Raw genomic sequence first — 24315 nt, forward strand, 5'->3', positions numbered from 1 at the left:
GCCTGCATAGAGTTCGGCGGCCCGTTCAGGCGCGGCCGAACTCATCCTCGATGCGGATGATATCATCTTCGCCCAGATATGACCCGGTCTGCACTTCTATGAGTTCGAGCTCAATCTTGCCGGGATTGGCGAGACGATGGGCGCAGCCGAGCGGCAGGTAGATGGACTGATTTTCACTCAGGGTGGTCATGGTACCATCAATGGTCACGTCGGCCGTGCCGCGGACGACGATCCAATGCTCGGCGCGATGGTGGTGTTTCTGCAGGCTCAGCTTCTTGCCCGGTTTGACAAACAGCCGTTTGACCTGGAAGCGATCGCCGCTGAGAACCGATGAATAGCCGCCCCAGGGACGGTAGGCCGTCCTGTGGATTTCGGTGAGCCCGGAAGTATCCTTGCCGGCACGCAGCACCTTGACCATGGCGCCCACCTTCTGCGCCTCGGACAGCTTGCCGACATAGACGGCGTCGTCAGTGGCAATCACGGCGATGTCGTCAAGACCTTCAACGGCAATATGGGCATGGTCGGAAACGATCAGGGAGTTGCTGACATTACTCAGCGTTACCTTACCCTGGCTGACATTGCTCGAGGCGTCCTTGCTGCTGGTCTTCCAGACGGCATCCCAGCTGCCCAGATCTGACCAGCCGAAATTGACCGCCACGACCACGGCGTGACTGGTCTTTTCGAAGATGGCGTAATCCACCGAAATATCGGGCGCGGTAGCGAACGCTGCGGCATCGAGGCGCACAAAATCCAGATCAGTCGTGGACTGGCTCACCGCTGCCTTGGCTGCCGCCAAGGTTTCCGGTGCCAGAATTTCGCCCTCGTGCAGGAAGACGCCGGCGCCGAACATGAACATGCCCGAGTTCCAGAAATAGCCACCCTCGGCGAGCATTTGTTCGGCGCGCTGGCGGTCGGGCTTTTCCACGAAGCGTTCGATTGGACTGGCGCCACCGCCCAGTTCGGCTTGCGCCTTGATATAGCCAAAGCCGGTTTCAGCATGGGTGGGCAGCAGGCCGAAGGCAACCAGATCGCCGGCTCTGGCTGCGCGCGTGGCGTGCTGTACCGCTTCATGATAGCTGGAATCAACGCTCACATCGTGATCGGAGGGCAGCACCAGCATGATGGTGTCGGCGCCAAAGCGGGCGCTGACAAACGCGGCGGCAGCAGCGATGGCGACCGCCGTATTGCGCGCCACCGGCTCAAGCAGGATGCCGCTGAGCGGCGCGCCAAGTTCGGCGGCCTGCTCGGCCACAATGAAACGATACTCGGCATTGGTCATGATCAGGGCGGGCGCGTACTGGCTGGCGCCAGCCACCCGCTGCAATGTTTGTTGAAACAGGCTGAGCGCCCCCGTCAGGGGGAGAAACTGCTTGGGCCGTGCCGCGCGCGACATTGGCCACAGCCGCGTGCCTTGCCCGCCAGCCAAAATCACGGGGACGATCAGGTCTGACATCCGCAGGCACCTCAAATAATTGCTGTTAAGTGGGCATCACGACAACCGCAATGCACGTGTCATGGCCGCATTGCGCACTTGGTGCAACAGTCGTGACTTACGGTGGCGGCGCGAGAAAGGGTTTTCCAGAGTGGCATTTTGCTGGGCCCGCTGCGTCGCAGGCCAGATCGCAAAAGCGGGAATACTGCCTTGGTCACCATGGTCAGTGCGCCGTAGAACTCAGCAGTTCCGTGGCGATCGTCTTGAGCAGGATCTTTGCGTCCAACCACAGCGAGAAATTCTGTATATAGGCAAAATCATGGCCAACCCGTTGCAGCGCCTTATTGGGGTCGACAGTCGGACCGCGCAACCCATTGCATTGGGCCCATCCCGTCAGCCCCGGCCGCATTTCATGGCGGAAATCATACTGCGGCACCAGTTTTTCATAAGGTACGCCTGCAGCCAACATGCCCCTGACATGAGGCCGAGGTCCCACCAGAGACATATCCCCAGTCAGCACGTTGATGAGCTGCGGCAGTTCATCAATACTGGTCCTGCGAATAAAGCTGCCAATGGGCGTAACACGATGATCTTTGGCAACGGTCTGGGCCACGCCGGAAATATCACAACGATCCCAATGCATGGACCGGAACTTGAGTATCTCGAAGGCTTTGCCTTCCCGGCCCACACGCGTCTGGCGAAAAAACACCGGGCCGCGGTCCGTCAACTTCACGCAAATCGCGGTAATGGCAAGCAGAGGCGCCAGCACCAGCAATCCAATTAGTGCCCCGACAATGTCCAGGCCACGCTTCGCCACAAGCGCCGCCCGGCGCCTGGAATTCATGACAGGCGGTTTGGGGGCGTCCTCCTGCCAGAAAACGCGCAGGCCACTTTGGCGCCGCGACAGAGCCCAAGGTATGAGCAGACTGTCAGGCTCCAGATGCGATGGCTTGCTCTCCGTTGCGGAATGAAAAGCGATATGCGTCTCGGTAGCGGCCACATCGTGGCCCATTATGCCCGTTGTTTTGTCCATCTACCGGCCTTTAGCGCTTAGCCGTCAATTAACCTTCAGTAACTATTGCAGACCTCGAACTTTCTGTCTCCTGCATTCAAGACATGGGTGATATTTATATTAATACTGCGGCGGCAGCTCAACCCCGAGCTCGCCCCCTCAGATCCGCGACAAATTTCATAAAATTTGATTGGTTTTTTACAGAGTACGGCAAAATTGACCTCCTAGGCTGCTGGCATCGGATCAGTCCAAGGATGGACAATATGAAGACGCTAGTATTGGCAACCGTGATCAGCGCCATCGCCACTTTCGGAATGGCAAATGCCGCCTTGGCCAACCGCCCCAGCCAAGTCACCGTGCAGGAATTGGTCGGCTCGGCCGGCCCGATGAGCTTCCAGATGTTCTGCGCCATGACCCCGGCGGAATGCCGCCCCGGCGGCGCCGCCAAGATCACCCTCGATCAAGAGATGCTCCGCACGCTGGCGCGGGTCAATTCCCGGGTCAATCGCGCCATCCGCCCCCGGCTCGACAGCGCCTCCTTGCAGGTCTGGCGCGTCAATCCAAGTTCGGGCGACTGCAAGAGCTATGTGGTGAGCAAGCGCCACCAGCTGATCGGGGCCGGCCTGCCCTCCAGCGCATTGCGCATTGCCTATGTCAAAACCCGCAGCGGTCAGGGCCACGCCGTGCTCGTGGTCAAGACGTCGCAGGGCGATCTGGCGCTCGACAATCTCACCGGCGAGATCAAGCTCTTCGAACAAACCGGCTATCGCGTCGTCGCCATGTCAAAGGCAGATCCGCGCAAATGGGGTTGAAAACTACGCCATGATGGAGAGAATCTGTTTTGCTGATTTGCCTGACTAGAGTGATACCATGCGTAGATCGACGGGGGTGTGGCTGATAATGTTTGTGTCGGCCGCCCTGGCGACCGGCTCAAGTTTGGCAGCTTATCGGGAAATGATGCCGTTCATCGCCAGCGGCGGGACTATTGAGACGAAGTTCGAGGCCCTGTCGGGCGGCGCCATCAGGCCCGGCCTGTCGTTCTACTCGAAAAAGATACTCCTGGATGACTGCAATTATTCCCTGAATAGCTTTTCCATTCTGATGCTTGACGAAAAATTGCAGGATAAAATTCGCCAGAATTGCAGTGCCATGGCGTCTATGATCGTCGACGAAGCGCCGACCTTCTCCTACGCTTGGTATGTTCGGGCCTTGGCCAGCAGCTCGGCCGATGAACCCGGCACGTTCGAAGATGCTCTGTTGTGGTCCCAGCGCACGGCACCAAATCAGGAAGATCTGGCGTACTATCGGGCGGTGCTCGCTTACTACAACTGGAGTGCACTGGCCCCGGCGGCACGCGAGACGCTGGCCGCAGATATCGTGGTTTCGGCACATTCCAACCGGGGCCTCGCATGGCTCGCCCGCCGCTATGCCGAGGATGAAAGCTTCAGAGAGGTCATCATCAAGGCGCTGGAACAGGCTCCAGCAGATATCCAGCGCCGTTTCCTGCAAACCATAGCGATCACCAGCCGCCCCGGACCCAAGACATGACGCGGGCGAATGATCTTGCCGGATACTTCATCGTCGCAATCGTCGCCCTTTCTCCTATTCCGTTTGGCAGCAATCGCCCATTTTTCTGGGCCTTGTCAGGCACTCTGGTTGGTTTGGCGGCGACGACATATTTTGCGGTCGCCATTTTGCGCGACGCGCCCTTGCGCATGCCGCTTCGGCAAGTCCGAGCCTATGCCGCTTTGTGGCTTGCTCTTGCGGTCTGGCTCTGTTTGCAGGCCCTGCCGCTGGGCGCCATTTTCGGATCGTTCGAATTCAAACTGCCTGATGGCAGCACAGTCCTGTCAGACTCGCTCAGCCTTGCCCCTGGCTCCACCTGGCTCATGCTTGTTCGCATGACCAGCTACGCCCTGATCTTTGTGCTGGCGCTGCAAGCCGGAGCCAAAAGCAGTCGCGCGCGATGGCTGCTGATCGCCATTTTCTGGGCCATCGTGTTGCACGCCGCATTTTCCCTGCTGCAGCTGACCCAGCTTGGCGACACGATCCTGGGCTTTCCGAAAGACAGCTATTTGGGCGTTGCAACCGGGACCTTTGTCAATCGCAATTCATTCGCCACATTCCTCGCCATGGGCCTGAGCATCGGCGTATCATTGCTGCCGGGCATTGTGTGGAGCCCCCTCGCCCGCAACCAATCTCGGGCGGATGCCGTGTTCCGGGTGGCTTTTTACGGAGCAGGATTGTTCGTCATCGTGCTGGCCATGCTGGCAACGGAATCTCGCACGGGCCTCTTCGCCGGCGCCATGGGCGGCTTCGTCGTTACGCTCCTGGTACTCCGGTGGCTCCCCCGGGCGGTGATATTCATTCCCGCAGCAATCGCTGCCGCCTTGACACTGTCAGTGGTCGCCATCTGGGTATTTGGTCAAGGCTTGCTCGAGCGCGTGCTCGATCTGGGCGGCGCCACCACTGGCCGACTGGATTTGTACCAGCAAGTCCTCGTCATGATCGCGCAGCGTCCTTGGCTGGGCTATGGCGGTGGTTCGTTCGAGCTCGCCTATCCCAGCTTCTTTGGACCGCCATTGACCTTGACGCTCCTCTACAACAAGGCCCATTCGACATATCTGACACTGATATCAGAACTGGGGCTGGTTGGCGCCCTGCTGCCCATATTGATCTTCGTGTTGTTGCTTCTGCGCCTTGTCTGGAAGCAGCTAACGGTTTCCGAATTCAACGCACCGCGCCTTGCCGCGATCGGGGCTATTGTCGTGTCCGCTATCCATTCGACCGTGGACTTCAGCCTGGAAATTCAGGCAAACGCCTATCTGCTCGTCGTCCTGGTCGGCATCGGGCTCGCCTCTTCGCTGAACGTGGTCAGCAAGCGTGTCTCAAGCCAGACCAGTACAATCAGTGTTACCCGGCAGGAGATGCCTGTCGCCTAGAAAGGCAGCAATTGCTCGCCCTGGCACTGAGCGAGTCACCTTGCCTCACCGCGACTTTCGTCAGCCCAAGTGGTCACGGACAATAGTGTCGCACGCCGTCCGGCAGCGTCGGCTGGTTTGAATGCGCAGCTTTTGCCGGGGTAGCGGCGAAACACCACGAAAAAGCCCGGCAACAAGCCGGGCCTTGAAGAGAATATGGGTAAAGCGACTAGGTTGGGCTGGCTTCGTTCAGAGCACCGATCGCGGGATCAACTGTTGTGCTGCCGCTGGCTACTGCGGCTGCCGCTGTCTGCAACACAGCAATCTGGGGGCTGTTAGCCGGTAGGCTGGTCGCCGCCGCCGTGACCACGGCCTGAGCATTCTGACGAATGGGCGCGCCTGCCGGCGCCGCGGCGGCCTCTTCAGCCACATTGGCCGCGACGCCAACAGTGACTGAATTGAGCAGCGCGGTGTTTTCCGTCGCGAGCAAGGCCCCATTCAACTGCGCCATGGCTGCACCAACAGCAGCAGTTCCGCCTGTGCGCGCAGCACTATTGACGTTCGCTACCGCCGAAGCCACTGCGGCAAACTGAGCAGGCGGCAGGGAAACGATAGCTGTCACCTGATCGGGCCGCAGAGTGGCTACGGCAGCAATCTGGGCAGCCGGCAATGACAGGAGTGATGCGCGCTGGGCCGGAGAAAGCGCACTGATGTTTGCCAGAAGGCGGCGCTGTTGTGCGGCCGGCAAGACTGCAACTGCCGCCTGCAAGTCCGCAGGCAATGCCGCAACATCCTGGGACTGCTGGCCAACTGCCACCTGCGTCATTACAGGCGTTGCCGCAGCAAATGCCAATATGCTGGAGGCCAGAACAATCTTGACGAGCTTCTGCATGCCGCTCTCCAGTCTAATTGTTGGAAGTTTCAATAAGTGTAAACTCATTTCCAATCAAAAAGTCAATTCACTTTACGACCGCTGCCCCTCCCCCCGCGCAATGCTGCCCCTCCCCCCGCGCAATAGGGACCGTGGCAGTGACGATGAAGTCAGTTTTGGCCCGCCCCCCTCATATCCGCGACAAATTTCATAAAATTTGATTGGTTTTTTACAGAGTACGGCAAAATTGACCTCCTAGGCTGCTGGCATCGGATCAGTCCAAGGATGGACAATATGAAGACGCTAGTATTGGCAACCGTGATCACCGCCATCGCCACTTTCGGAATGGCAAATGCCGCCTTGGCCAACCGTCCCAGCCAAGTCACCGTGCAGGAACTGGTTGGCTCGGCCGGCCCGATGAGCTTCCAGATGTTCTGCGCCATGACCCCGGCGGAATGCCGCCCCGGCGGCGCCGCCAAGATCACCCTCGATCAAGAGATGTTCCGCACGCTGGCGCGGGTCAATTCCCGGGTCAATCGCGCCATCCGCCCCCGGCTCGATAGCGCCTCCTTGCAGGTCTGGCGCGTCAATCCAAGTTCGGGCGACTGCAAGAGCTATGTGGTGAGCAAGCGCCACCAACTGATCGGGGCCGGCCTGCCCTCCAGCGCATTGCGCATTGCCTATGTCAAAACCCGCAGCGGTCAGGGCCACGCCGTGCTCGTGGTCAAGACGTCGCAGGGCGATCTGGCACTCGACAATCTCACCGGCGAAATCAAGCTCTTCGAACAAACCGGCTATCGCGTCGTCGCCATGTCAAAGGCAGATCCGCGCAAATGGGGTTGAGTGCAACCTTGAGTAGTTCTGAGGCAAACTATTGACACCAGACGTTATATAGAGTGCCAAATGGGTTGCACTGATCAGCCGCACCGTTAATAAACATCCGGCGCCAAGTCACGGGTGAATCAATGGACGAGCAGGAAATCGATATTCGGGCGATCCTGGGAGTGCTGCAGCGCCACGCCCGGATGATCCTTTTGGTTATCGTCACTGTTCTCGTGGCTACGGGCGGAGTCGTTTATTCCCTTAAGCCAGGGTACACCGCAACGACACTGGTCTATGTGGACACGGCGCGTAAGGATCTGCTTGAGCCCGATGCTGGCAGCGGCGTGTCGAGTTCGGCCGACAACGCCCGGGTGGACAGCGAAGTCGAAATCGTTCGCTCCGTCCCAACCCTGCATCGCGTGATCGAGCAGGCCAATCTGCTCTCAGATCCTGAGTTCATGCCCCGGATCGGAATGCGCGAGCAGTTGATGGCCTTCTTTCGCCTGGCGGACCCGACCCTGGCCACAGGCGACCAGGCAATCAACAGCATTGTCGACCAGCTGCGCCAGGCTATTTCCGTGCAGCGGCGTGGCCTGACCTATTTGATTGCGATCAGCGCCAACGCTGCCTCTCCTGAAACAGCGGCGCGCATCGCCAACGCCACGGCAGACGCCTATATCGCGCTGCAGATTCAATCAAAGACCCAGTCTGTGCTCAATTCATTGCAGGTTCTTGAGCCCCGTATTGCCGAAGCGGCAAAGAGTCTGGCGGCCAGCGAAGGTGCCTTTGACAACTTTGTTGAAGACAATGTTGATCGCCTGACAGCACAGCCGGGCTTTGAGAATATCGCCGATCTGCGCGACCGCCTGACCGAGGCAACATCGGAGCGCGAACGACTGAGTGGCGTGCTTGAAAATGCCAGCCAGAATTTGGCCCAGCTAAACTACGACCAGCTTGCAAATTCATTGCAGTCAGAAGCCGTTGCCAGCCTCGAACGCCAGCGCTCGGCCTTGTTGGCCCGGCTCAACGCGTTGGCGCCGGAAAACAACGCGGCGGTCGATTTGCGCGGCGACCTCGCCAATATCGAACAGCAATTGCAGGCAACCGCAGGTCAGGAAATCCAGTCTCTGCAACAGCAGGTGGTCAGCTATCAGGACCAATCCGTTGCCCTGCGCGAGCAGGTGCGCCAAACCTTCATGGCCAGCAATCTGCCTCCAGAAATCCTCACCAGCATCTACGAGTTGCAGCAGAATGCTGCCCTTGCGCGTTCCAACTATGAGCGGCTGGTTGCGCGCGTCAACGACCTGCGCGCCCAGGCCGATCTGCAGATCGCCGATAGCCGCGTGGTGGCGACGGCAACCCCGCCATCCTCGGCGTCTTTTCCAAACACACGCCTAATTCTGGCTCTTGCCGCCCTGGTTGCCGTCGGCCTGGGCGTCGGCCTGGCATTTATTGTCGACAATTTCATTGGGGGCTTCACCTCCACGGACCAGCTCGAGACAGTCACGCGGCGCGAGGTGGTGACGGGCATTCCTCTGCAAAAGCCAGTCAGACTTGACGATGGACATATCGCCAGCGCCGCCGATCAAGTCATCAATGCACCGATCTCGCTGTATTCGGAGAGCTGGAGGCGCATCCGATTGCGGATAGACCAACGCCTGGCGCAGACGAATAAAGGCGCAGACACCCACCGTGGCCAGGTGATCGTCGTAACATCGTCTCTGCCGATTGAAGGCAAGACAACCGCTGCACTGTCCCTGGCCCGCACCTACGCGGCGGCAGGCCAACGTGTCCTGATCATCGACGCTGATCTGCGCAAGCCGTCGCTGCACAAGCAGCTCAACGTCACCTCATCGACGGGGCTGAATGAGTTTCTGGCAGGCGAAGTATCCGCCCAGGAAACTACATCGATCATCGTCCAGGATCCGCTGTCCAGCTTGTCCGCCGTCCTGAGCTCAAACCAGAATGACCTGCCGACAGAGCATTTGCTGACCAGCAAGCCGTTCGCCCGGCTTGTCGATGCGGCCAGGCAGACCTTCGACATCATCATCATCGATACGCCTCCTGCCGGCGTGGTCGTCGATGGCATCTATCTGATGCAGTTCGCCGACGCCGTGCTGTTCCTGACCCGCTATGCCAGCACTACCCAGAGGGAAGTGCTTCATGCCCTGCGCACCGTTGACCGCGCCATTTCAAGCGACACGCCTCTGGTTCTTGCGATGACACAGCAGCCGGTCAGAAGCCGGGCCTACCACTACACCTACCATTCCTACTATTCCGAGAGTTGAGGCAGATCGGCCAGGACCGCTGCGGCCAGGGCGTAGTCGGCATAGTTGTGAAAACTCTGGACCCGCCACATCCCGTGGAGACTGGGTTCGATATCCCTTTGCCCGGGTCGGCGCCCACCCAGAACCGGGCAATGCCGATAGGCGGTCTGCTTCCTGGCAAGGTCATCCGGCAAGAGGTCAGTATTGAACGCCGGGTTGGTGCGGGGTCGCGGAAACGTGCGGACGTCGACCAGAGACGCGTCTGTCACGCCATGCGGAAATGTAAACCAGAGTCAGGCCCCTCTGTGCTGATCGTCTCACTCAGACTTTGGCTTTGACACGGTCCCTGATGGTAACAAGGGTGTGCTGCAAGGTCTTGACGTCCTGGGCGTCAATGCCCACCACGTCGGCAATGCAACCGGGGATATGCGCGGCGCGCTGTTTCAGCGCCTCGCCCTGCGGGGTCAGCCGGATGGTCACCTTGCGCTCATCTTCGGTGCTGCGCGCCCGCACGATGAGACCGGCCTTCTCCATGCGCTTGAGCAGCGGTGTCAGGGTGCTGGAATCGAGAAACAGTTCATCGCCCAATTCCTTGACCGAGCGGCCGTCGCGTCCCCACAGGGCGACCATCACCAGATACTGCGGATAGGTCAGGCCGATGGCGCTCAGCAGCGGTCGGTACAATTGATTGAAGGCATGGCCATTGGAATAGATGGCAAAGCACAACAGGTCATCGATTGCAGGCATTGCGGGCGCTGCAGTCGTCGGATCGGATTTGGTCATCTGGACCTCCTGCACCCAAAATAAATCGCGCACGACTGAATAGCAAGCGATTGACGATGCGGCAACCGGCGCCATCGCGGAAGCTGCGCCCGGTTCTCTCACGCCCACTTCCAGAATAATTTGTGCACGATCTATTCGTTTGCGATTGACACCACGTGAAACTGCCGTCATATAGCTTGCACACCAATGATTTGTGTACGATCTAAATGAGGAAGATGAGGTTTCAGATGAGCAGTTTCACCACCACCGACGGAACGCGCCTGTTTTACAAGGACTGGGGCACCGGGCAGCCGATCCTCTTCGCCCATGGCTGGCCGCTATCGTCCGACGCCTGGGACCAGCAGATGCTGTTTTTCAGCCAGAACGGCTACCGCGTCATCGCCCATGACCGTCGCAGCCATGGCCGTTCCGACCAGACCTTCGACGGCAACAATATGGATCAATATGCCGATGACCTGTCCGAACTGATCGAAGCGCTCGACCTGCGTGATCTGGTCCTGGTCGGCCACTCGACGGGCGGCGGCGAAGTCGCGCACTATATCGGTCGTCACGGCACCGCCCGCATTGCCAAGGTCGTGCTTGTCGGCGCAGTTCCTCCCCTGATGCTGCAGACCGACGCCAACCCAGCCGGCACCCCGCTTTCGGTGTTCGATGGCATTCGCCAGGGCACGGCAAAGAACCGCTCACAGTTCTTCTTTGACCTGACCGTGCCGTTTTACGGCTTCAACCGCGATGGCGTTGAGAGCAATGACGGCTTGCGCGAGAACTTCCGCCGGATCGGCCTACAGGGCGGCATCAAAGGCCAGTACGACTGCATCCACGAGTTTTCCGAAATCGACTACACGCAGGACCTGCGCCGGATCGACAAGCCGACACTGATCATCCACGGCGACGACGACCAGATCGTGCCGATCGAGGCTTCGGCGCATCGCGCTGCTGACATCGTGCCCAATGCCACGCTGAAGATCTATGCCGGCGGGTCCCACGGATTGGCCGAAACCGAAGCTGACCGCTTCAACGCTGATGTTCTGGCGTTCATTGGCGGCTGATCACCGCTTTCCAAGACCGAACCCATAACGCTGAAATCGAAAAGGACGTTCCCATGTACAAACGTGTCGCTACTGCTGCTGTTATCAGTGCCCTATTCTCGGGTACCGCTTTCGCCCAACCCGCCAAACCGACGGTGGTCCTAGTCCACGGTGCCTTTGCCGACTCTTCGAGCTGGGATGGCGTGGTCGAAATCCTGAGGAAGGATGGCTATGCAGTCATCGCCGCCGCCAACCCGCTGCGCAGCGTCTCGGGTGACGCGGCCTATGTCTCCGACATCGTTGGCAGCATCGATGGCCCTGTCGTGCTGGTGGGTCACTCTTATGGTGGTCAGGTCATCTCGACTGCCGCCAATGGCAATGACAACGTCCAGTCGCTGGTCTACGTGGCCGCCTTCGCTCCCGACGCCGGGGAAGCCGCGGCTGATCTGGCCGGCAAGTTTCCAGGCGGCACACTCGGCGAGGCGCTGGCGGCGCCGGTAACGCTCGCCGATGGTGACATCGATCTGTCCATCGATCAGGCAAAGTTCCACGATCAATTTGCTCAGGATGTTCCGGCGGAAAAAGCGGCATTGATGGCTGCCGGCCAGCGACCGATCACCGAAGCCGCGCTGACGGAAAAATCCGGGGAACCTGCCTGGAAGACCGTGCCCTCCTGGTTCATCTATGGCGATGCCGACAGGAATATCCCGGCACAGGCACTCGACTTCATGGCGGAGCGCGCCGGGTCCAGGCACACCGTTGTCGTCGAGGGCGCATCCCATGTCGTCATGGTCTCGCAGCCTCAGGCCGTGGCCGATCTTATCGAAGAGGCCGCGCAGTAATCTCTGTTTGCCACGCACCAACCATGGTCATCGCTCACCAAGGAGCGATGACCATGCCGTATCAAAGCTTGGCGGCAACGACATTCTGCGGTCCTGGCGGCACTGCTGGCGCGGTTCTGGCCGGCGGCGTTGCATCATGCGAGATATTCCTGCCGCGGGCCACGAAGGGAGCTGGCTAGTCTGACCAGTCCGGCGCTTGCCAGGCAGAGTGCACAAAACGCCCGCACTGCCGATGCGCATATTTTAGGCCTAGTAGGCGATGATGCCTAAATTTTGGGCGTTAGTTCGAAGATGGTGCAGCGGCGTATATAGACCGCACTCTCAAACGCCATAAAACCCAACGACTTAGCCTTTCGATCGGCCTTGGCATGGGGTTTGCAAGTTTTCCGGCGGTGCAACCACACACTGTTGGGAGACAACATGACAGCCGTAAACCGGATGATTGCTGGCCTGGGGCTTGGCGTGACGATGACTATGGGAGCGATGGCCGTGCCGGCCCTGGCTCAGGATGAAACGATCAAGGTTGGCGTGCTGCATTCTCTCTCAGGCACGATGGCCATTTCCGAAACCACGCTGAAGGACACCATGCTGTTCCTCATCGAGGAGCAGAACAAGAAGGGCGGATTGCTGGGCAAGCAGCTTGAAGCCGTGGTGGTCGATCCGGCCTCCGACTGGCCACTCTTTGCCGAAAAGGCCCGCGAATTGATTGCCGTCAATGGCGTCGCCGCCGTGTTTGGCTGCTGGACCTCATCGTCGCGCAAATCGGTGCTGCCGGTGTTTGAGGAACTGAACTCCATTCTCTTTTACCCCGTGCAGTATGAGGGCGAAGAGAGCCAGCGCAATGTGTTCTACACCGGTGCGGCGCCCAATCAGCAAGCCATTCCCGCCGTCGATTACCTGATGGAAAACGAAGGCGTCGAGCGCTGGGTCCTCGCCGGCACCGACTATGTCTATCCCCAGACCACCAACAAGATCCTTGAGCAGTACCTCATGGACAAGGGCGTGGCCAAAGAAGACATCATGATCAACTACACGCCCTTCGGTCATTCCGATTGGCAGACCATCGTCTCGGACATCAAGAGCTTCGGCTCGACCGGCAAGAAGACCGCCGTTGTCTCGACCATCAATGGCGACGCCAATGTGCCGTTCTACAAGGAACTCGCCAACCAGGGCATCAAGGCCGAGGACATCCCGGTCGTCGCCTTCTCGGTCGGTGAAGAAGAACTCGCCGGCTTTGACACCACCCCGCTGGTCGGCCACCTGGCTGCCTGGAACTACTTCCAGTCCGTCGATGTCCCGGAAAACGCCGCCTTTATCGAAGCCTGGCAGAGCTTCATGGGCAATCCGGACAAGGTGACGAACGATCCGATGGAAGCCACCGTCATTGGCTTCAACCTCTGGGTCCAGGCTGTTGAAAAGGCCGGCACCACCGATACCGATGCCGTGCTCGACGCCATTATCGGGCTGGAAACCCCGAACCTGACCGGTGGCGTCGCCACCATGCTGCCGAACCATCACATCACCAAGCCGGTGCTGATCGGGGAAATCCAGGCTGACGGTCAGTTCGAAGTCGTCTCGGAATCCGATCTCGTCCCCGGTGATGCCTGGTCCGATTTCCTGCCCGAATCCAAGATGATCGAGGCCGATTGGACCGCGCCGATCTCGTGCGGCAACTACAATACCGAAACCAAGATGTGTGGCGGCGACGTCGCGGCGGCAAGTTAGCATTCTGATAACACCGATGAGGGCGACGGGTTCGCCCTCATCACTGCTGCTTCAACAAGCACGGTGTCGCCCCGGCTTCGAGCCGGGGCCATCCTGCGATCCCAAAATGGATCCCGGATCACGTCCGGGATGACATCGAGTTTCTGACCAGATCGGGGCCGCCATGGCGCTTCTCAGACACCTCATCATTGTGATGATGCTTCTCGGCACCGCAGCCATGGCCGTTCCAGCCCACGCCCAGGTCGCGGATGACGAGCTTTCCGCGCTGGTCGATGCCCTCGCGCCGGGCAGCTTCAAGGATCGCGAAGCGGCCATTGCCGCACTGGTCGCGACCGGCGATCCACGGGCCGTGCCCGTGCTGCGCGTGCTGCTCGATGGCGAACTCTATGTCGAGGACACCTCGGGCAAGGTCGTTTTTACCGCCAATGCCGGTGGCAAGGGCGCCCGCACCGACCCGATAAACGGCGCAGAATTGCCCGAACTGGCCGAGGCCAAGCTCGGCAAGGTCAAGGTCAACAACAACCTGCGGCGCACCCTGCGTACGGCCATTGGCCAGATGACGCTGCTCAGCCAGAAGGATGATGTCCGCCTTGCTGCCGCCCAGTCGATCCTGCGCGACGCGGATCCTGAAAATCTTGAGCTGCTCGACAGCGCCATGGCCGCCGAAACACAGCCCGCCATCGCCCTGGTGATGGCACAGGCCCGCGCCGCCATTATCGTCAAATCGCCCGACGCCACGCTCGCCGACTGGCAGGCCGCCATCCCTGTCCTGCGCGATATCGGTGGCCGGGACGCGCTCAATGTCCTGACCAATGCAAGAGGCAGCGCCCCAACCGAGGTGGTGCCGGCAATTGATGCCGCCATTGAGGGCCTCGCCCGCGACCGGGCCGTCTGGGATGTTGCCCAGAACGTCTGGTTCGGCATTTCGCTTGGTTCAGTGCTGCTGCTGGCCGCCATCGGTCTGGCCATCACCTTTGGCGTGATGGGCGTCATCAACATGGCGCATGGCGAGATGGTCATGCTGGGCGCCTACACCACCTTCGTGGTGCAGGAGATCATCCGGCAGAATTTCCCGGGCCTGTTCGACTGGTCGCTGGCCATCGCCCTGCCGCTGGCCTTCCTGGTTACGGCCCTGATCGGCATCGCCATTGAGCGCGGCGTCATCCGCTTTCTCTATGGTCGACCGCTGGAAACCCTGCTGGCCACCTGGGGACTGTCGCTGATCATCCAGCAGGCCGTGCAGCGCATCTTCACTGCCAATATCCGTGAAGTGGGCAATCCGAGCTGGATGTCCGGCTCGTTCGATCTGGGCGGGCTCGCCATCACCTGGAACCGCTTCTACATCGTCATTTTCGCCGCCATGGTGTTTGCCGCCCTGCTGCTGGTGCTGAAATATACCGCCATTGGCCTGCACATGCGCGCCGTGACGCAGAACCGCCGCATGGCTTCGGCCATGGGCATCCGCACCCCGCTGGTTGACGCCTTGACCTTTGGTCTGGGCTCGGGCGTCGCTGGCCTCGCCGGCGTGGCGCTGAGCCAGATTGGCAATGTTTCACCCAATCTGGGCCAAGGCTACATCATCGACAGTTTCATGGTCGTGGTGTTCGGCGGCGTTGGCAATCTGTGGGGCACCCTGGTCGGCGCGCTGACGCTGGGCATCGCCAACAAGTTCATCGAGCCCTATGCCGGGGCCGTGCTGGGCAAGATCATCATTCTGGTCCTTATCATCCTGTTCATCCAGCGCCGTCCCCGCGGGCTCTTCGCGCTCAAGGGAAGGTCTGTCGAAGCATGATTTTGTCTGACGCCAATGTCGCAGTCGTCCTTCCCACCCCCTTGAGGGGAGGGGAGCCAACGGCCGGAGGTATCAATCCATGCTGACGCAAGCCCTGTTCCGCGCGCTGGACAAGAAGGCCATCTGGCTGGTCTCGATATTGCTGGTCGTCGCCATCGCGGTACCGATGTCCAATCTGGTGCTGCCAGAGGGCCATCCGCTGCACCTGCCCAATTATGCCGTGCCGCTGCTGGGCAAATACCTCATCTTCGCCATGCTCGCTTTGGCGCTCGATCTGGTCTGGGGCTATTGCGGCATTCTCTCACTCGGTCATGGCGCCTTCTTTGCCATTGGCGGCTACGCCATGGGCATGTATCTGATGCGCCAGATCGGCACGCGCGGCGTCTATGCCAATCCCACGCTCCCCGATTTCATGGTGTTCCTGAACTGGAAGGAACTGCCCTGGTACTGGATGGGCATGGACAATTTCTGGTTCGCCATGGCGATGGTCGTGGTTGTGCCCGGCCTGCTCGCCTTCGTCTTCGGCTTCCTGGCCTTCCGCAGCCGCGTCACCGGCGTCTATCTTTCCATTATCACCCAGGCCATGACCTACGCCCTGTTGCTGGCCTTTTTCCGCAACGATATGGGCTTTGGCGGCAATAACGGGCTGACCGACTTCAAGGACATCCTCGGCCAGCCCATCTCGGCCACGACAACCCGTGCCGCGCTGTTCGCCGCTTCGGCCATCGCCCTGGCGCTCGCCGTGCTGGCCTGCTCGATGATTGTCAATTCCAAGCTCGGCAAGGTCATGGTGGCGGTGCGCGACGCCGAAAGCCGGACACGTTTCCTCGGCTATCGCGTCGAATATGTAAAACTGTTCGCCTTCGTCGTCTCGGCCGTGATCGCCGGGATCGCGGGGGCGCTTTACGTGCCGCAGGTTGGCATCATCAACCCAAGCGAATTCGAGCCGGCAAATTCCATCGAGGTGGTGATCTGGACTGCCGTCGGCGGCCGCGGCACGATTGTCGGGCCGATCATCGGCGGCATCCTGGTCAATGTCGGCAAATCCTATTTCACCGGCGCCTTTCCCGAATACTGGCTCTTCGCCCTTGGCGCGCTGTTCGTCGTCACCACCCTGTTCCTGCCCAAGGGCATAGTCGGGCTGATCGGGCAGTACCGTACCGCCACCACCAGGCGCGAACAGCACGACCGCGACGCGCCCACGCCGATACAGGTCGAAGCCGGTGTCGATCCCCAACCCAAGCCGGCGGAGTAAGCCATGACAGCAATGGCGGACAAGACTGGCACCATGCTCTATCTCGATGGCGTCTCGGTTTCCTTTGATGGCTTCAAGGCCATCAACAAGCTGTCGATCATCGTCCACCCTGCCGAAATGCTGGCCATTATCGGCCCCAATGGCGCGGGCAAGACCACGATGATGGACATCATCACCGGCAAGACCCGGCCTGACGACGGCCAGGTGCTGTTCGACGGACGGACCGATCTGACCAAACTGGACGAGGCGGCCATTGCCAATCTGGGCATTGGCCGCAAGTTCCAGAAACCCACCGTGTTTGAGAGCCAGACGGTCTGGGACAATATCGAGATGGCGCTGAAAAAGCCGCGCGGGGTGTTTTCAGCGCTGTTCTACGTCGCAGACCAGGCCGATATTGATCGCATCACCGAAATTCTGGAGACCATCCGCCTGCTGCCCCGCAAGGACGAGCTCGCCGCCGACCTCAGCCACGGCCAGAAGCAATGGCTCGAAATCGGCATGCTGCTGGCGCAGGACCCCAAGCTGCTGCTGGTCGATGAACCCGTCGCTGGCATGACCGACAGTGAAACGGTCGAAACCGCCAAGCTGCTCAGGGAGATCGCCAAGACCCGCTCGGTCGTGGTGGTCGAACACGACATGAGCTTCGTGCGCGAACTGGGCTCGCGCGTCACCTGTCTGGCTGAAGGCGCGGTTCTGGCAGAGGGAACACTGGATCAGGTCAGCGCCAATCCGGTTGTCATCGAAAGGTATCTGGGACGATGAGCACCAGCTACGCAGTCGCTTGCTCCTTGTGGGGCGGGATCAAGGGTGGGAGCGGGTCACCAACACCGTGCTCGTGACTCCCCACCCGACCCCTTCGGGGCCACCCTCCCCACAAGGGGAAGGGAGAAGAAAGAAGGCAAACAATGACCGCCCTCACCATCAATGCGATCGACTTGCACTATGGCGCCGCCCAGGCGCTCAAATCGGTTTCCATCACCTGCAAGCCCGGCCGCATCACGGCCGTTCTCGGCCGCAACGGCGTCGGCAAATCCTCGACGCTGCGCGCCATCACCGGCATTAGCAACATCACGGCCGGTGAGATCCGCTTCGGTGACGAAATGCTGAAGAAGTCGCCGCCCTACAAGCGCGCCCGCATGGGCATTGGCTATGTGCCGCAGGGCCGAGAAATCTTTCCGCTGCTGACGGTGAAGGAAAATCTCGAAACCGGCTATGCCGGTCTGCCCCGTGCCGACAGGACTATTCCACCTTACATCTTCGAGCTTTTCCCCGTGCTCAAATCGATGCTCGGCCGGCGCGGTGGCGACCTCTCGGGTGGCCAGCAGCAGCAATTGGCCATTGCCCGGGCGCTGGTCACCCGACCCAAGGTGCTGGTGCTTGATGAGCCGACCGAAGGCATCCAGCCCTCAATCATCAAGGACATTGGCCGGGCGCTGCAATTTTTGCGCGACGAGAAAGGCATGACCATTCTTCTGGTCGAGCAATTTCTGGATTTCTGCCGCGAAATCGCCGACGATATCTATGTGATGGATCGCGGCGAAATCCAGCATGCGGGACCGGCGAGCGATCTCGACCTGCCCGCAGTACGCCGCCATTTGATGGTTTGATGAACGCTACACTCGCCCTCCAACTGCCAGCAATGATGCAGCGTGCGCGCGGCAATGGCCGCATCGCGACCAAATTGCGCGCGGGTGTCACCGTCATCGATCGCCTCTATCAGGATGGCTGCGCCAAGATCCGCCTGCCGCACACCCATTCTAATGCGCTTGAGGCGGTGCTGATCAACACGGCAGGCGGCCTGACCGGCGGCGACCGGATGGACTGGACCGCTGAGATTGCAGCCGAGGGCAAGGCCGTGCTGACCACCCAGGCCTGCGAGCGCATCTATCGCTCGCTGGGCGATCCGGCCAGCGTGCACACCCGGCTCAGCATCGGCGCCGCGGCTCATCTCGACTGGCTGCCGCAGGAAACCATGCTGTTTGCCAGCAGCCAGCTCAACCGCCGCATCGACATTGATCTGGCCGAAGGCGCCAGCCTGACCGCTGTTGAAGCCATTCTGCTGGGGCGCGATGCCATGGGCGAGCTCGCCCTTGATGCCAAGCTGCGCGACAATTGGCGGGTGCGTCGCAATGGTCGACTGATTCATGCCGAGGCCACGCAGCTGACCGGGACCGGCAGCGAGCGCGGTGCCGCATCGCTGCTCGACGGCGCCTGCGCCTTTGCCACCATCGTGCATATCGCTCCCCTGGCCGAGCGCCGACTCGAAACGGTTCGGGCGCTGCTGCCCACCACGGGTCGCATCGCCGCTAGCGCCATGGGCGAGCGCCTGATTGTCCGGGCGATGGCCGAATCCGGCCTGGCGCTGCGCCGCATGATCGTCCCCATTATTGCCGAACTGTCGGCGGCGGGCAGCCTGCCGCGCCTCTGGCATCTCTAGGAATAGCCACATGAACCTGACGCCGCGCGAAAAAGACAAATTGCTGATCTCGATGGCCGCCATGGTGGCGCGCAAGCGGCTGGAGCGCGGGGTCAAGCTCAACCATCCAGAAGCCATCGCGCTGATCACCGACTTTGTGGTGGAAGGCGCGCGCGACGGCCGCCCGGTGGCCGAATTGATGGAGGCGGGCGCCCATGTCATCAGCCGCGACCAGGTGATGGAGGGGATTGCCGAGATGATCGCCGATATCCAGGTCGAAGCCACTTTCCCCGACGGCACCAAGTTGGTGACCGTGCACGAACCCATTCGGTGAGCCCATGATTCCCGGCGAAATCATCCCAAAATCCGGCGAGATTGAACTCAATGCAGGCGCGACCCAGATTACCCTGGAAGTCGCCAATACCGGCGATCGACCCATTCAGGTCGGCTCGCACTTTCATTTCTACGAGACCAATGCCGGCCTGCGCTTTGATCGCGAAGCGGCACGCGGCATGCGGCTCGATATTGCCGCCGGCACGGCGGTGCGGTTCGAACCGGGCCAGGCGCGCGATGTGAAGCTCGTGCCGCTGGGGGGCGCGCGGATCGTTTACGGTTTCCGCCAGAAGATCATGGGGCCGCTCTAGACCCCAATCGTGCCATCAGCCATTCGACCACTGAGTCAGACGGAGCCTGCCATGCCCGCTCGCATTTCCCGCGCCACCTATGCCGACATGTACGGCCCGACCACCGGCGACCGCGTGCGGCTGGCCGATACGGAGCTGTTCATCGAAGTGGAGAAAGACTTCACCACCTATGGCGAGGAGGTCAAGTTTGGCGGCGGCAAGGTGATCCGCGATGGCATGGGCCAGTCGCAGCGGACGCGGGCCGAAGGGGCGGTGGATACGGTCATCACCAATGCGCTGATCGTGGACGTGACCGGCATCTACAAGGCCGATATCGGGCTGCGCGACGGACGCATCCACGCCATTGGCAAGGCCGGCAATCCCGATACCCAGCCCGGTGTCAGCATTGTCATCGGCCCGTCAACCGAAGTGATCGCGGGCGAAGGCCGCATCGTTACGGCCGGGGCGATGGATGCCCATATCCACTTTATCTGCCCGCAACAGATCGAAGAGGCGCTGATGAGCGGCGTCACCACCATGCTGGGCGGCGGCACCGGCCCGGCGCATGGTACGCTGGCCACGACCTGCACGGGCGCCTGGCATATTGGCCGGATGATCGAGAGTTTCGACGCGTTTCCGATGAATCTGGCGCTGGCGGGCAAGGGCAATGCGTCGCTGCCGGCGCCGCTGGAAGAGATGATTTTGGCGGGGGCATCCTGCCTCAAGCTGCATGAGGATTGGGGCACCACCCCTGCCGCCATCGACAATTGCCTGTCGGTGGCCGACGCCAATGATGTGCAGGTGATGATCCACACCGATACGCTCAACGAAAGCGGGTTTGTCGAGGATACCATCGCCGCCTTCAAGGGCCGCACCATCCACGCCTTCCATACCGAAGGGGCGGGCGGCGGGCATGCCCCCGACATCCTCAAGGTCGCCAGCCTGCCCAATGTCATCCCCTCTTCGACCAATCCGACGCGGCCCTACACGGTCAACACCATTGCCGAGCATCTCGACATGCTGATGGTGTGCCACCATTTGTCGTCGTCAATTCCCGAGGATGTTGCTTTCGCCGAAAGCCGGATCCGCAAGGAAACCATCGCGGCCGAGGACATCCTGCACGATATCGGCGCACTCTCGATCATCTCATCGGACAGCCAGGCGATGGGCCGGGTCGGGGAGGTGTTGATCCGCTGCTGGCAGACCGCCGACAAAATGAAAAAGCAGCGCGGCAAACTGGCCGGCGAAACCGGCGACAACGATAACTTCCGGGTCAAGCGCTACCTTGCCAAGTACACCATCAACCCGGCGATTGCCCATGGCATGAGCGCCCATATCGGCTCGGTGGAAGTGGGCAAGCGGGCTGATCTGGTGCTGTGGAGCCCGGCCTTTTTCGGCGTGAAGCCGGAACTTGTGTTGCTGGGTGGCTCGATCGCGGCGGCCCCGATGGGCGACCCCAATGCGTCGATCCCCACGCCGCAACCCATGCATTACCGGCCGATGTTCGGGGCCTATGGCAAGCTGCGCACCAGCTCGTCGGTGACCTTTGTTTCGCAGGCGGCGCTCGACGATGGGCTGCGCGGAAAGCTGGGCGTCGACAAGCAGATGGTGGCCGTTGCCAATACGCGCGGCGGCATCGGCAAGGCGGCGATGATCCACAATTCGGCGACGCCGCAGATCGATGTCGACCCGGAAACCTATGAAGTGCACGCCGATGGCGAATTGCTGACCTGCGCGCCGGCAACCGTGCTGCCGATGGCGCAGCGCTATTTCCTGTTCTAGAACCAGACCACTCCGAAAAGGCAAAGCCATGCTGCGCGCCGTCTCCCACCTGCCTGCCGGCCACAACCAGGGCACGCCATTCGATGGTGTCGAGCTTGAGCACGACGCGCGGCGGCTGCGGCGCAAGCTGCTGACCCTGCGCGGTGGTGGTGAGGTGATGGTGGATTTTCTCCAGACCATAACGCTCGAACACGAGGGCGCCCTGCAGCTCGATGATGGGCGGCTGGTGGCGGTCATTGCAGCGCCCGAACAGCTCTATGCTGTGCACGGGCGCGATAGTGGACATCTGGTCCGGCTGGCCTGGCATATCGGCAATCGCCACACTGCAGCGCAGCTTGAGGCCGATCGCATCCTGATCAAAGCCGACCATGTACTCAAGCCGATGCTGGAGGGGCTGGGCGCGCGGATCACCGCCGTGCGCGAACCATTTTTTGCCGAGCATGGCGCCTATCATAGCCATGAAACGCCCGGCCACGCCCTGTTGGCGCGATGACTGCGACGGGCGACCTGCAGAAGCTGCTGACCTGGCTGTCACCAGCGTTTCCGGTGGGCGCGTTCGCCTGGTCGGCGGGACTGGAGACGGCCATTGTGACGCGCGCGGTGCGGGATCGCGTCACAACGCAGGACTGGATCGCTGGCAATCTGGCACATGGTGGCATGCGCACCGATGCCATCCTGCTCGCCCATGCGCATCGCTGGGCGGACAACGCGCCGGCCCTGCGCGACCTGGCTGAGTTGTGTCTGGCATTGACCCCGGCGCGCGAGCGCCATGACGAGGCGGTCACCACCGGCGAGGCATTTGCCATGGCGGCCAAGGCCTGGCCAGCGCCGGTCTATGGGCTGCTGCCGCAGCCCTGCCCCTATCCGGTCGCTGTTGGCGCCGTGGCCGGGGCGCACGGGATCGCGCTGGAGGCAAGCCTGACCGCGTTCCTGACTGCGCTGGTGCATGGGCAGGTGTCGGTGGCGGTACGGCTGGTGCCGATTGGCCAGAACGATGGCCTGGCCATCATGGCAGCGCTGGAGCCTGCCATCGCGCTGGTCGTGGGGCAGGCGCAGTCCGCCAGCCTCGACGATATTGGCAGCATGGCCTACGCCACCGACATTGCGCAAATGGCGCATGAGACTTTGCCGACGCGGATTTTCCGCTCATGATCGACACCAATTACCCATCCATCACGCATGCGAGGTTGCTATGAAATCCCCCAATGGACCGCTGCGCATCGGTATTGGCGGCCCGGTAGGCTCGGGCAAGACCACGCTGTGCGAAATGCTGCTCAAGGCGATGCGCGACCGCTATTCGATGGCCGTGGTGACCAACGATATCTACACCAAGGAAGACGCGCTGATCCTGGCGCGCGCGCAGGCGATCTCGGAGGACCGCATTGTCGGGGTGGAAACCGGCGGCTGTCCGCATACCGCCATTCGCGAGGATGCCTCGCTGAACCTGGCGGCGATTGCCGGCCTCAACCGCAGCTTTCCCGATCTCGACATCATCCTGATCGAAAGCGGCGGCGATAATCTGGCGGCGACATTTTCGCCCGATCTGGCCGATATGACGCTCTATGTCATCTCCGTGGCGCAAGGCGAAAAGATCCCGCGCAAGGGCGGACCGGCCATCGCCCGCTCGGACCTGCTGGTGATCACCCATACCGATCTGGCCCCCCATGTGGGCGCCAGCCTGGCGGTGATGGAAAGCGATACGCAAAAGGTGCGCGCGGGGCGCCCCTATGTGTTTACCGATCTGCTGCGGCGCGACAGCCTCGAGGTGATCATCGCCTTTATCGAGAAAGCCGGCGGCTTGAGCAGCACCCAGGCCGCTCAATAGGTCATAGCACGCCGGTCAGCAGCCCCACGCCGGCCATGGCAGCGAGGCCACCGGCAGTGCGCGACGCCATCGCGCCATAGCGCCTGCTGAGCCGGCCAAGCAGGGAGCCGGCAAGAATGCCACCGGCGTGCAGCAGCGCCGTGGCAATGAGGAAGCCAGCACCATAGGCCAGGCCGGTTGCCTGCACCGGCATTTCACCCCCATGCGCGTGGCCATGAAATATCGCGAACAACCCCACCAGTCCCATGGCTGCCGCCACCGGCGCGTTGATACCAAGTGCCACCACCAGACCGAGCACGACCACCGACAGGGCAATGCCCAGTTCCACCGAGGGGACCGGGATGCCGGCGGCTCCCAGCGCACCGCCCAGAGCCATAACCAGCATGAAGCTGCCCGGCACCAGCCAAAGTGCACGACCGCCCTGCCGGAAGGCCAGCATGCCCACCAGCAGCATGGCAAGGATGTGATCCAGCCCCGACATCGGGTGAACCATGCCGTGGATGAAACCGGCGCTGCCATCTCCCGAATGGGCGAAGGCTGCCGTGGGCATGATGGCCAGCGCCACGCCAATGATCGAAATTCTCAACAGTCTGGCCGCCATTCCTGCACTCCATTTATTGCTCGCGGCGAGCAACGCCCTACCGTCGGCATGTCCCGCGCAACAGCAGTTTGCTGGATATAACGGCAATTTGTCAAATTGCCTTCATATTGGTCACTATGCCTGTTTTATTCCCGGACCGACGGCGCCTTGCCACGGCAAAGTCCGTGCAGGCAGAAAGTGATGGCCGGCCCGGCCCGCGTCCAGTCGGTTTGCTGAACTTGCCTAAATCTATACTGGTAAAGTTCCGCTGCAACCCAGTTGCGGCGGGCAGCGGAATGTGCGTTTACACTCGGTTTTCCCACCGCTACTGTATGATCT

Annotated in this window: 25 protein-coding genes; 19 read left to right on the plus strand and 6 right to left on the minus strand. The window is 61.0% G+C overall.

What is annotated here, in order from left to right; genetic code table 11:
- Positions 1 to 25: 25 nt before the first annotated feature.
- On the minus strand, positions 26 to 1453 hold the full coding sequence (locus ABFY71_RS10845; protein ID WP_347945994.1) for a mannose-1-phosphate guanylyltransferase/mannose-6-phosphate isomerase: 1428 nt from the start codon (positions 1451 to 1453) through the stop codon (positions 26 to 28).
- A gap of 202 nt (positions 1454 to 1655) precedes the next feature.
- The gene (locus ABFY71_RS10850; protein ID WP_347945996.1) at positions 1656 to 2465 is read right to left on the minus strand and encodes a sugar transferase; all 810 of its coding nucleotides are present in this window, start codon (positions 2463 to 2465) and stop codon (positions 1656 to 1658) included.
- 242 nt (positions 2466 to 2707) lie between these two features.
- Here ABFY71_RS10850 and ABFY71_RS10855 point away from each other — a divergent pair, with 242 nt between their 5' ends.
- The 3 genes from ABFY71_RS10855 (at position 2708) to ABFY71_RS10865 (ending at position 5386) form a co-directional block, all read left to right on the plus strand.
- Positions 2708 to 3256: a transglutaminase-like cysteine peptidase gene (locus ABFY71_RS10855; protein WP_347945997.1), complete on the plus strand. Its 549-nt coding sequence runs from the start codon at positions 2708 to 2710 to the stop codon at positions 3254 to 3256.
- Between the two features lie 58 nt (positions 3257 to 3314).
- Entirely contained in the window at positions 3315 to 3992 is a 678-nt protein-coding gene (locus ABFY71_RS10860; RefSeq protein WP_347945998.1) for a hypothetical protein, read from the plus strand.
- 377 nt (positions 3993 to 4369) lie between these two features.
- Positions 4370 to 5386 carry an O-antigen ligase family protein gene (locus tag ABFY71_RS10865; protein ID WP_347945999.1) on the plus strand — a complete coding sequence of 339 codons (1017 nt, stop codon included), beginning with the start codon at positions 4370 to 4372 and terminating at the stop codon, positions 5384 to 5386.
- Positions 5387 to 5594: 208 nt separating this feature from the next.
- Here the strand turns inward: ABFY71_RS10865 and ABFY71_RS10870 are convergent, their stop codons facing one another.
- Entirely contained in the window at positions 5595 to 6257 is a 663-nt protein-coding gene (locus ABFY71_RS10870; RefSeq protein ID WP_347946000.1) for a hypothetical protein, read from the minus strand.
- Between the two features lie 273 nt (positions 6258 to 6530).
- Here ABFY71_RS10870 and ABFY71_RS10875 point away from each other — a divergent pair, with 273 nt between their 5' ends.
- Both ABFY71_RS10875 and ABFY71_RS10880 read left to right on the plus strand, forming a co-directional pair.
- Positions 6531 to 7079, plus strand: a complete 549-nt coding sequence (locus ABFY71_RS10875) for a transglutaminase-like cysteine peptidase (RefSeq protein ID WP_347946001.1) — start codon at positions 6531 to 6533, stop codon at positions 7077 to 7079.
- Positions 7080 to 7201: 122 nt separating this feature from the next.
- Positions 7202 to 9346 carry a GumC family protein gene (locus ABFY71_RS10880; RefSeq protein WP_347946002.1) on the plus strand — a complete coding sequence of 715 codons (2145 nt, stop codon included), beginning with the start codon at positions 7202 to 7204 and terminating at the stop codon, positions 9344 to 9346.
- On the opposite strand, the gene ABFY71_RS19320 is transcribed toward ABFY71_RS10880, so the two are convergent.
- Together ABFY71_RS19320 and ABFY71_RS10885 are read right to left on the minus strand one after the other, a co-directional pair.
- Positions 9331 to 9594 (minus strand): DUF488 family protein, encoded by a 264-nt coding sequence (locus ABFY71_RS19320; RefSeq protein ID WP_431021527.1) that lies wholly within the window; start codon positions 9592 to 9594, stop codon positions 9331 to 9333. The two genes, ABFY71_RS10880 and ABFY71_RS19320, sit on opposite strands and share 16 nt — an antisense overlap.
- A 52-nt stretch (positions 9595 to 9646) precedes the next feature.
- Positions 9647 to 10108, minus strand: coding sequence for a MarR family winged helix-turn-helix transcriptional regulator (locus ABFY71_RS10885; protein ID WP_347946003.1), 462 nt, complete (start codon positions 10106 to 10108; stop codon positions 9647 to 9649).
- 227 nt (positions 10109 to 10335) lie between these two features.
- Between ABFY71_RS10885 and ABFY71_RS10890 the strand changes: the two genes are divergently transcribed.
- The 14 genes from ABFY71_RS10890 (at position 10336) to ureG (ending at position 23396) form a co-directional block, all read left to right on the plus strand.
- Positions 10336 to 11157 carry an alpha/beta fold hydrolase gene (locus tag ABFY71_RS10890; RefSeq protein WP_347946004.1) on the plus strand — a complete coding sequence of 274 codons (822 nt, stop codon included), beginning with the start codon at positions 10336 to 10338 and terminating at the stop codon, positions 11155 to 11157.
- A 53-nt stretch (positions 11158 to 11210) separates the two neighbouring features.
- Positions 11211 to 11978 carry an alpha/beta fold hydrolase gene (locus tag ABFY71_RS10895; protein ID WP_347946006.1) on the plus strand — a complete coding sequence of 256 codons (768 nt, stop codon included), beginning with the start codon at positions 11211 to 11213 and terminating at the stop codon, positions 11976 to 11978.
- Between the two features lie 438 nt (positions 11979 to 12416).
- The gene (gene urtA, locus ABFY71_RS10900) at positions 12417 to 13703 is read left to right on the plus strand and encodes an urea ABC transporter substrate-binding protein (RefSeq protein ID WP_371136200.1); all 1287 of its coding nucleotides are present in this window, start codon (positions 12417 to 12419) and stop codon (positions 13701 to 13703) included.
- Between the two features lie 163 nt (positions 13704 to 13866).
- Entirely contained in the window at positions 13867 to 15495 is a 1629-nt protein-coding gene (gene urtB, locus ABFY71_RS10905) for an urea ABC transporter permease subunit UrtB (RefSeq protein WP_347946007.1), read from the plus strand.
- 79 nt (positions 15496 to 15574) lie between these two features.
- Positions 15575 to 16750, plus strand: coding sequence for an urea ABC transporter permease subunit UrtC (gene urtC / locus ABFY71_RS10910; protein ID WP_347946009.1), 1176 nt, complete (start codon positions 15575 to 15577; stop codon positions 16748 to 16750).
- A 3-nt stretch (positions 16751 to 16753) separates the two neighbouring features.
- Complete coding sequence (gene urtD / locus ABFY71_RS10915; protein WP_371136199.1) at positions 16754 to 17512, plus strand: urea ABC transporter ATP-binding protein UrtD; 759 nt, start codon at positions 16754 to 16756, stop codon at positions 17510 to 17512.
- Between the two features lie 143 nt (positions 17513 to 17655).
- Entirely contained in the window at positions 17656 to 18357 is a 702-nt protein-coding gene (urtE, locus tag ABFY71_RS10920) for an urea ABC transporter ATP-binding subunit UrtE (RefSeq protein WP_347946010.1), read from the plus strand.
- The gene (locus ABFY71_RS10925; RefSeq protein WP_347946011.1) at positions 18357 to 19187 is read left to right on the plus strand and encodes an urease accessory protein UreD; all 831 of its coding nucleotides are present in this window, start codon (positions 18357 to 18359) and stop codon (positions 19185 to 19187) included. The genes urtE and ABFY71_RS10925 overlap by 1 nt, the downstream gene beginning before the upstream one ends.
- 10 nt (positions 19188 to 19197) lie before the next feature.
- A complete protein-coding gene (locus ABFY71_RS10930) occupies positions 19198 to 19500 on the plus strand; it encodes an urease subunit gamma (RefSeq protein WP_347946012.1) in 303 nt (100 codons plus the stop codon).
- A gap of 4 nt (positions 19501 to 19504) precedes the next feature.
- A complete protein-coding gene (locus ABFY71_RS10935; protein WP_347946013.1) occupies positions 19505 to 19810 on the plus strand; it encodes an urease subunit beta in 306 nt (101 codons plus the stop codon).
- A gap of 51 nt (positions 19811 to 19861) precedes the next feature.
- Positions 19862 to 21571: an urease subunit alpha gene (gene ureC, locus ABFY71_RS10940; RefSeq protein ID WP_347946014.1), complete on the plus strand. Its 1710-nt coding sequence runs from the start codon at positions 19862 to 19864 to the stop codon at positions 21569 to 21571.
- A gap of 28 nt (positions 21572 to 21599) precedes the next feature.
- Entirely contained in the window at positions 21600 to 22064 is a 465-nt protein-coding gene (locus tag ABFY71_RS10945) for an urease accessory protein UreE (RefSeq protein ID WP_347946015.1), read from the plus strand.
- Positions 22061 to 22723, plus strand: a complete 663-nt coding sequence (locus ABFY71_RS10950) for an urease accessory protein UreF (protein ID WP_347946016.1) — start codon at positions 22061 to 22063, stop codon at positions 22721 to 22723. Before ABFY71_RS10945 ends, ABFY71_RS10950 begins: the two co-directional genes overlap by 4 nt.
- 40 nt (positions 22724 to 22763) lie before the next feature.
- Complete coding sequence (gene ureG, locus ABFY71_RS10955) at positions 22764 to 23396, plus strand: urease accessory protein UreG (RefSeq protein WP_305579942.1); 633 nt, start codon at positions 22764 to 22766, stop codon at positions 23394 to 23396.
- Between the two features lies 1 nt (position 23397).
- On the opposite strand, the gene ABFY71_RS10960 is transcribed toward ureG, so the two are convergent.
- Entirely contained in the window at positions 23398 to 23997 is a 600-nt protein-coding gene (locus ABFY71_RS10960) for a HupE/UreJ family protein (protein ID WP_347946017.1), read from the minus strand.
- Positions 23998 to 24315 lie beyond the last annotated feature (318 nt).

Source organism: Devosia alba, from assembly GCF_039938915.1.
GTDB lineage: Bacteria > Pseudomonadota > Alphaproteobacteria > Rhizobiales > Devosiaceae > Devosia > Devosia alba.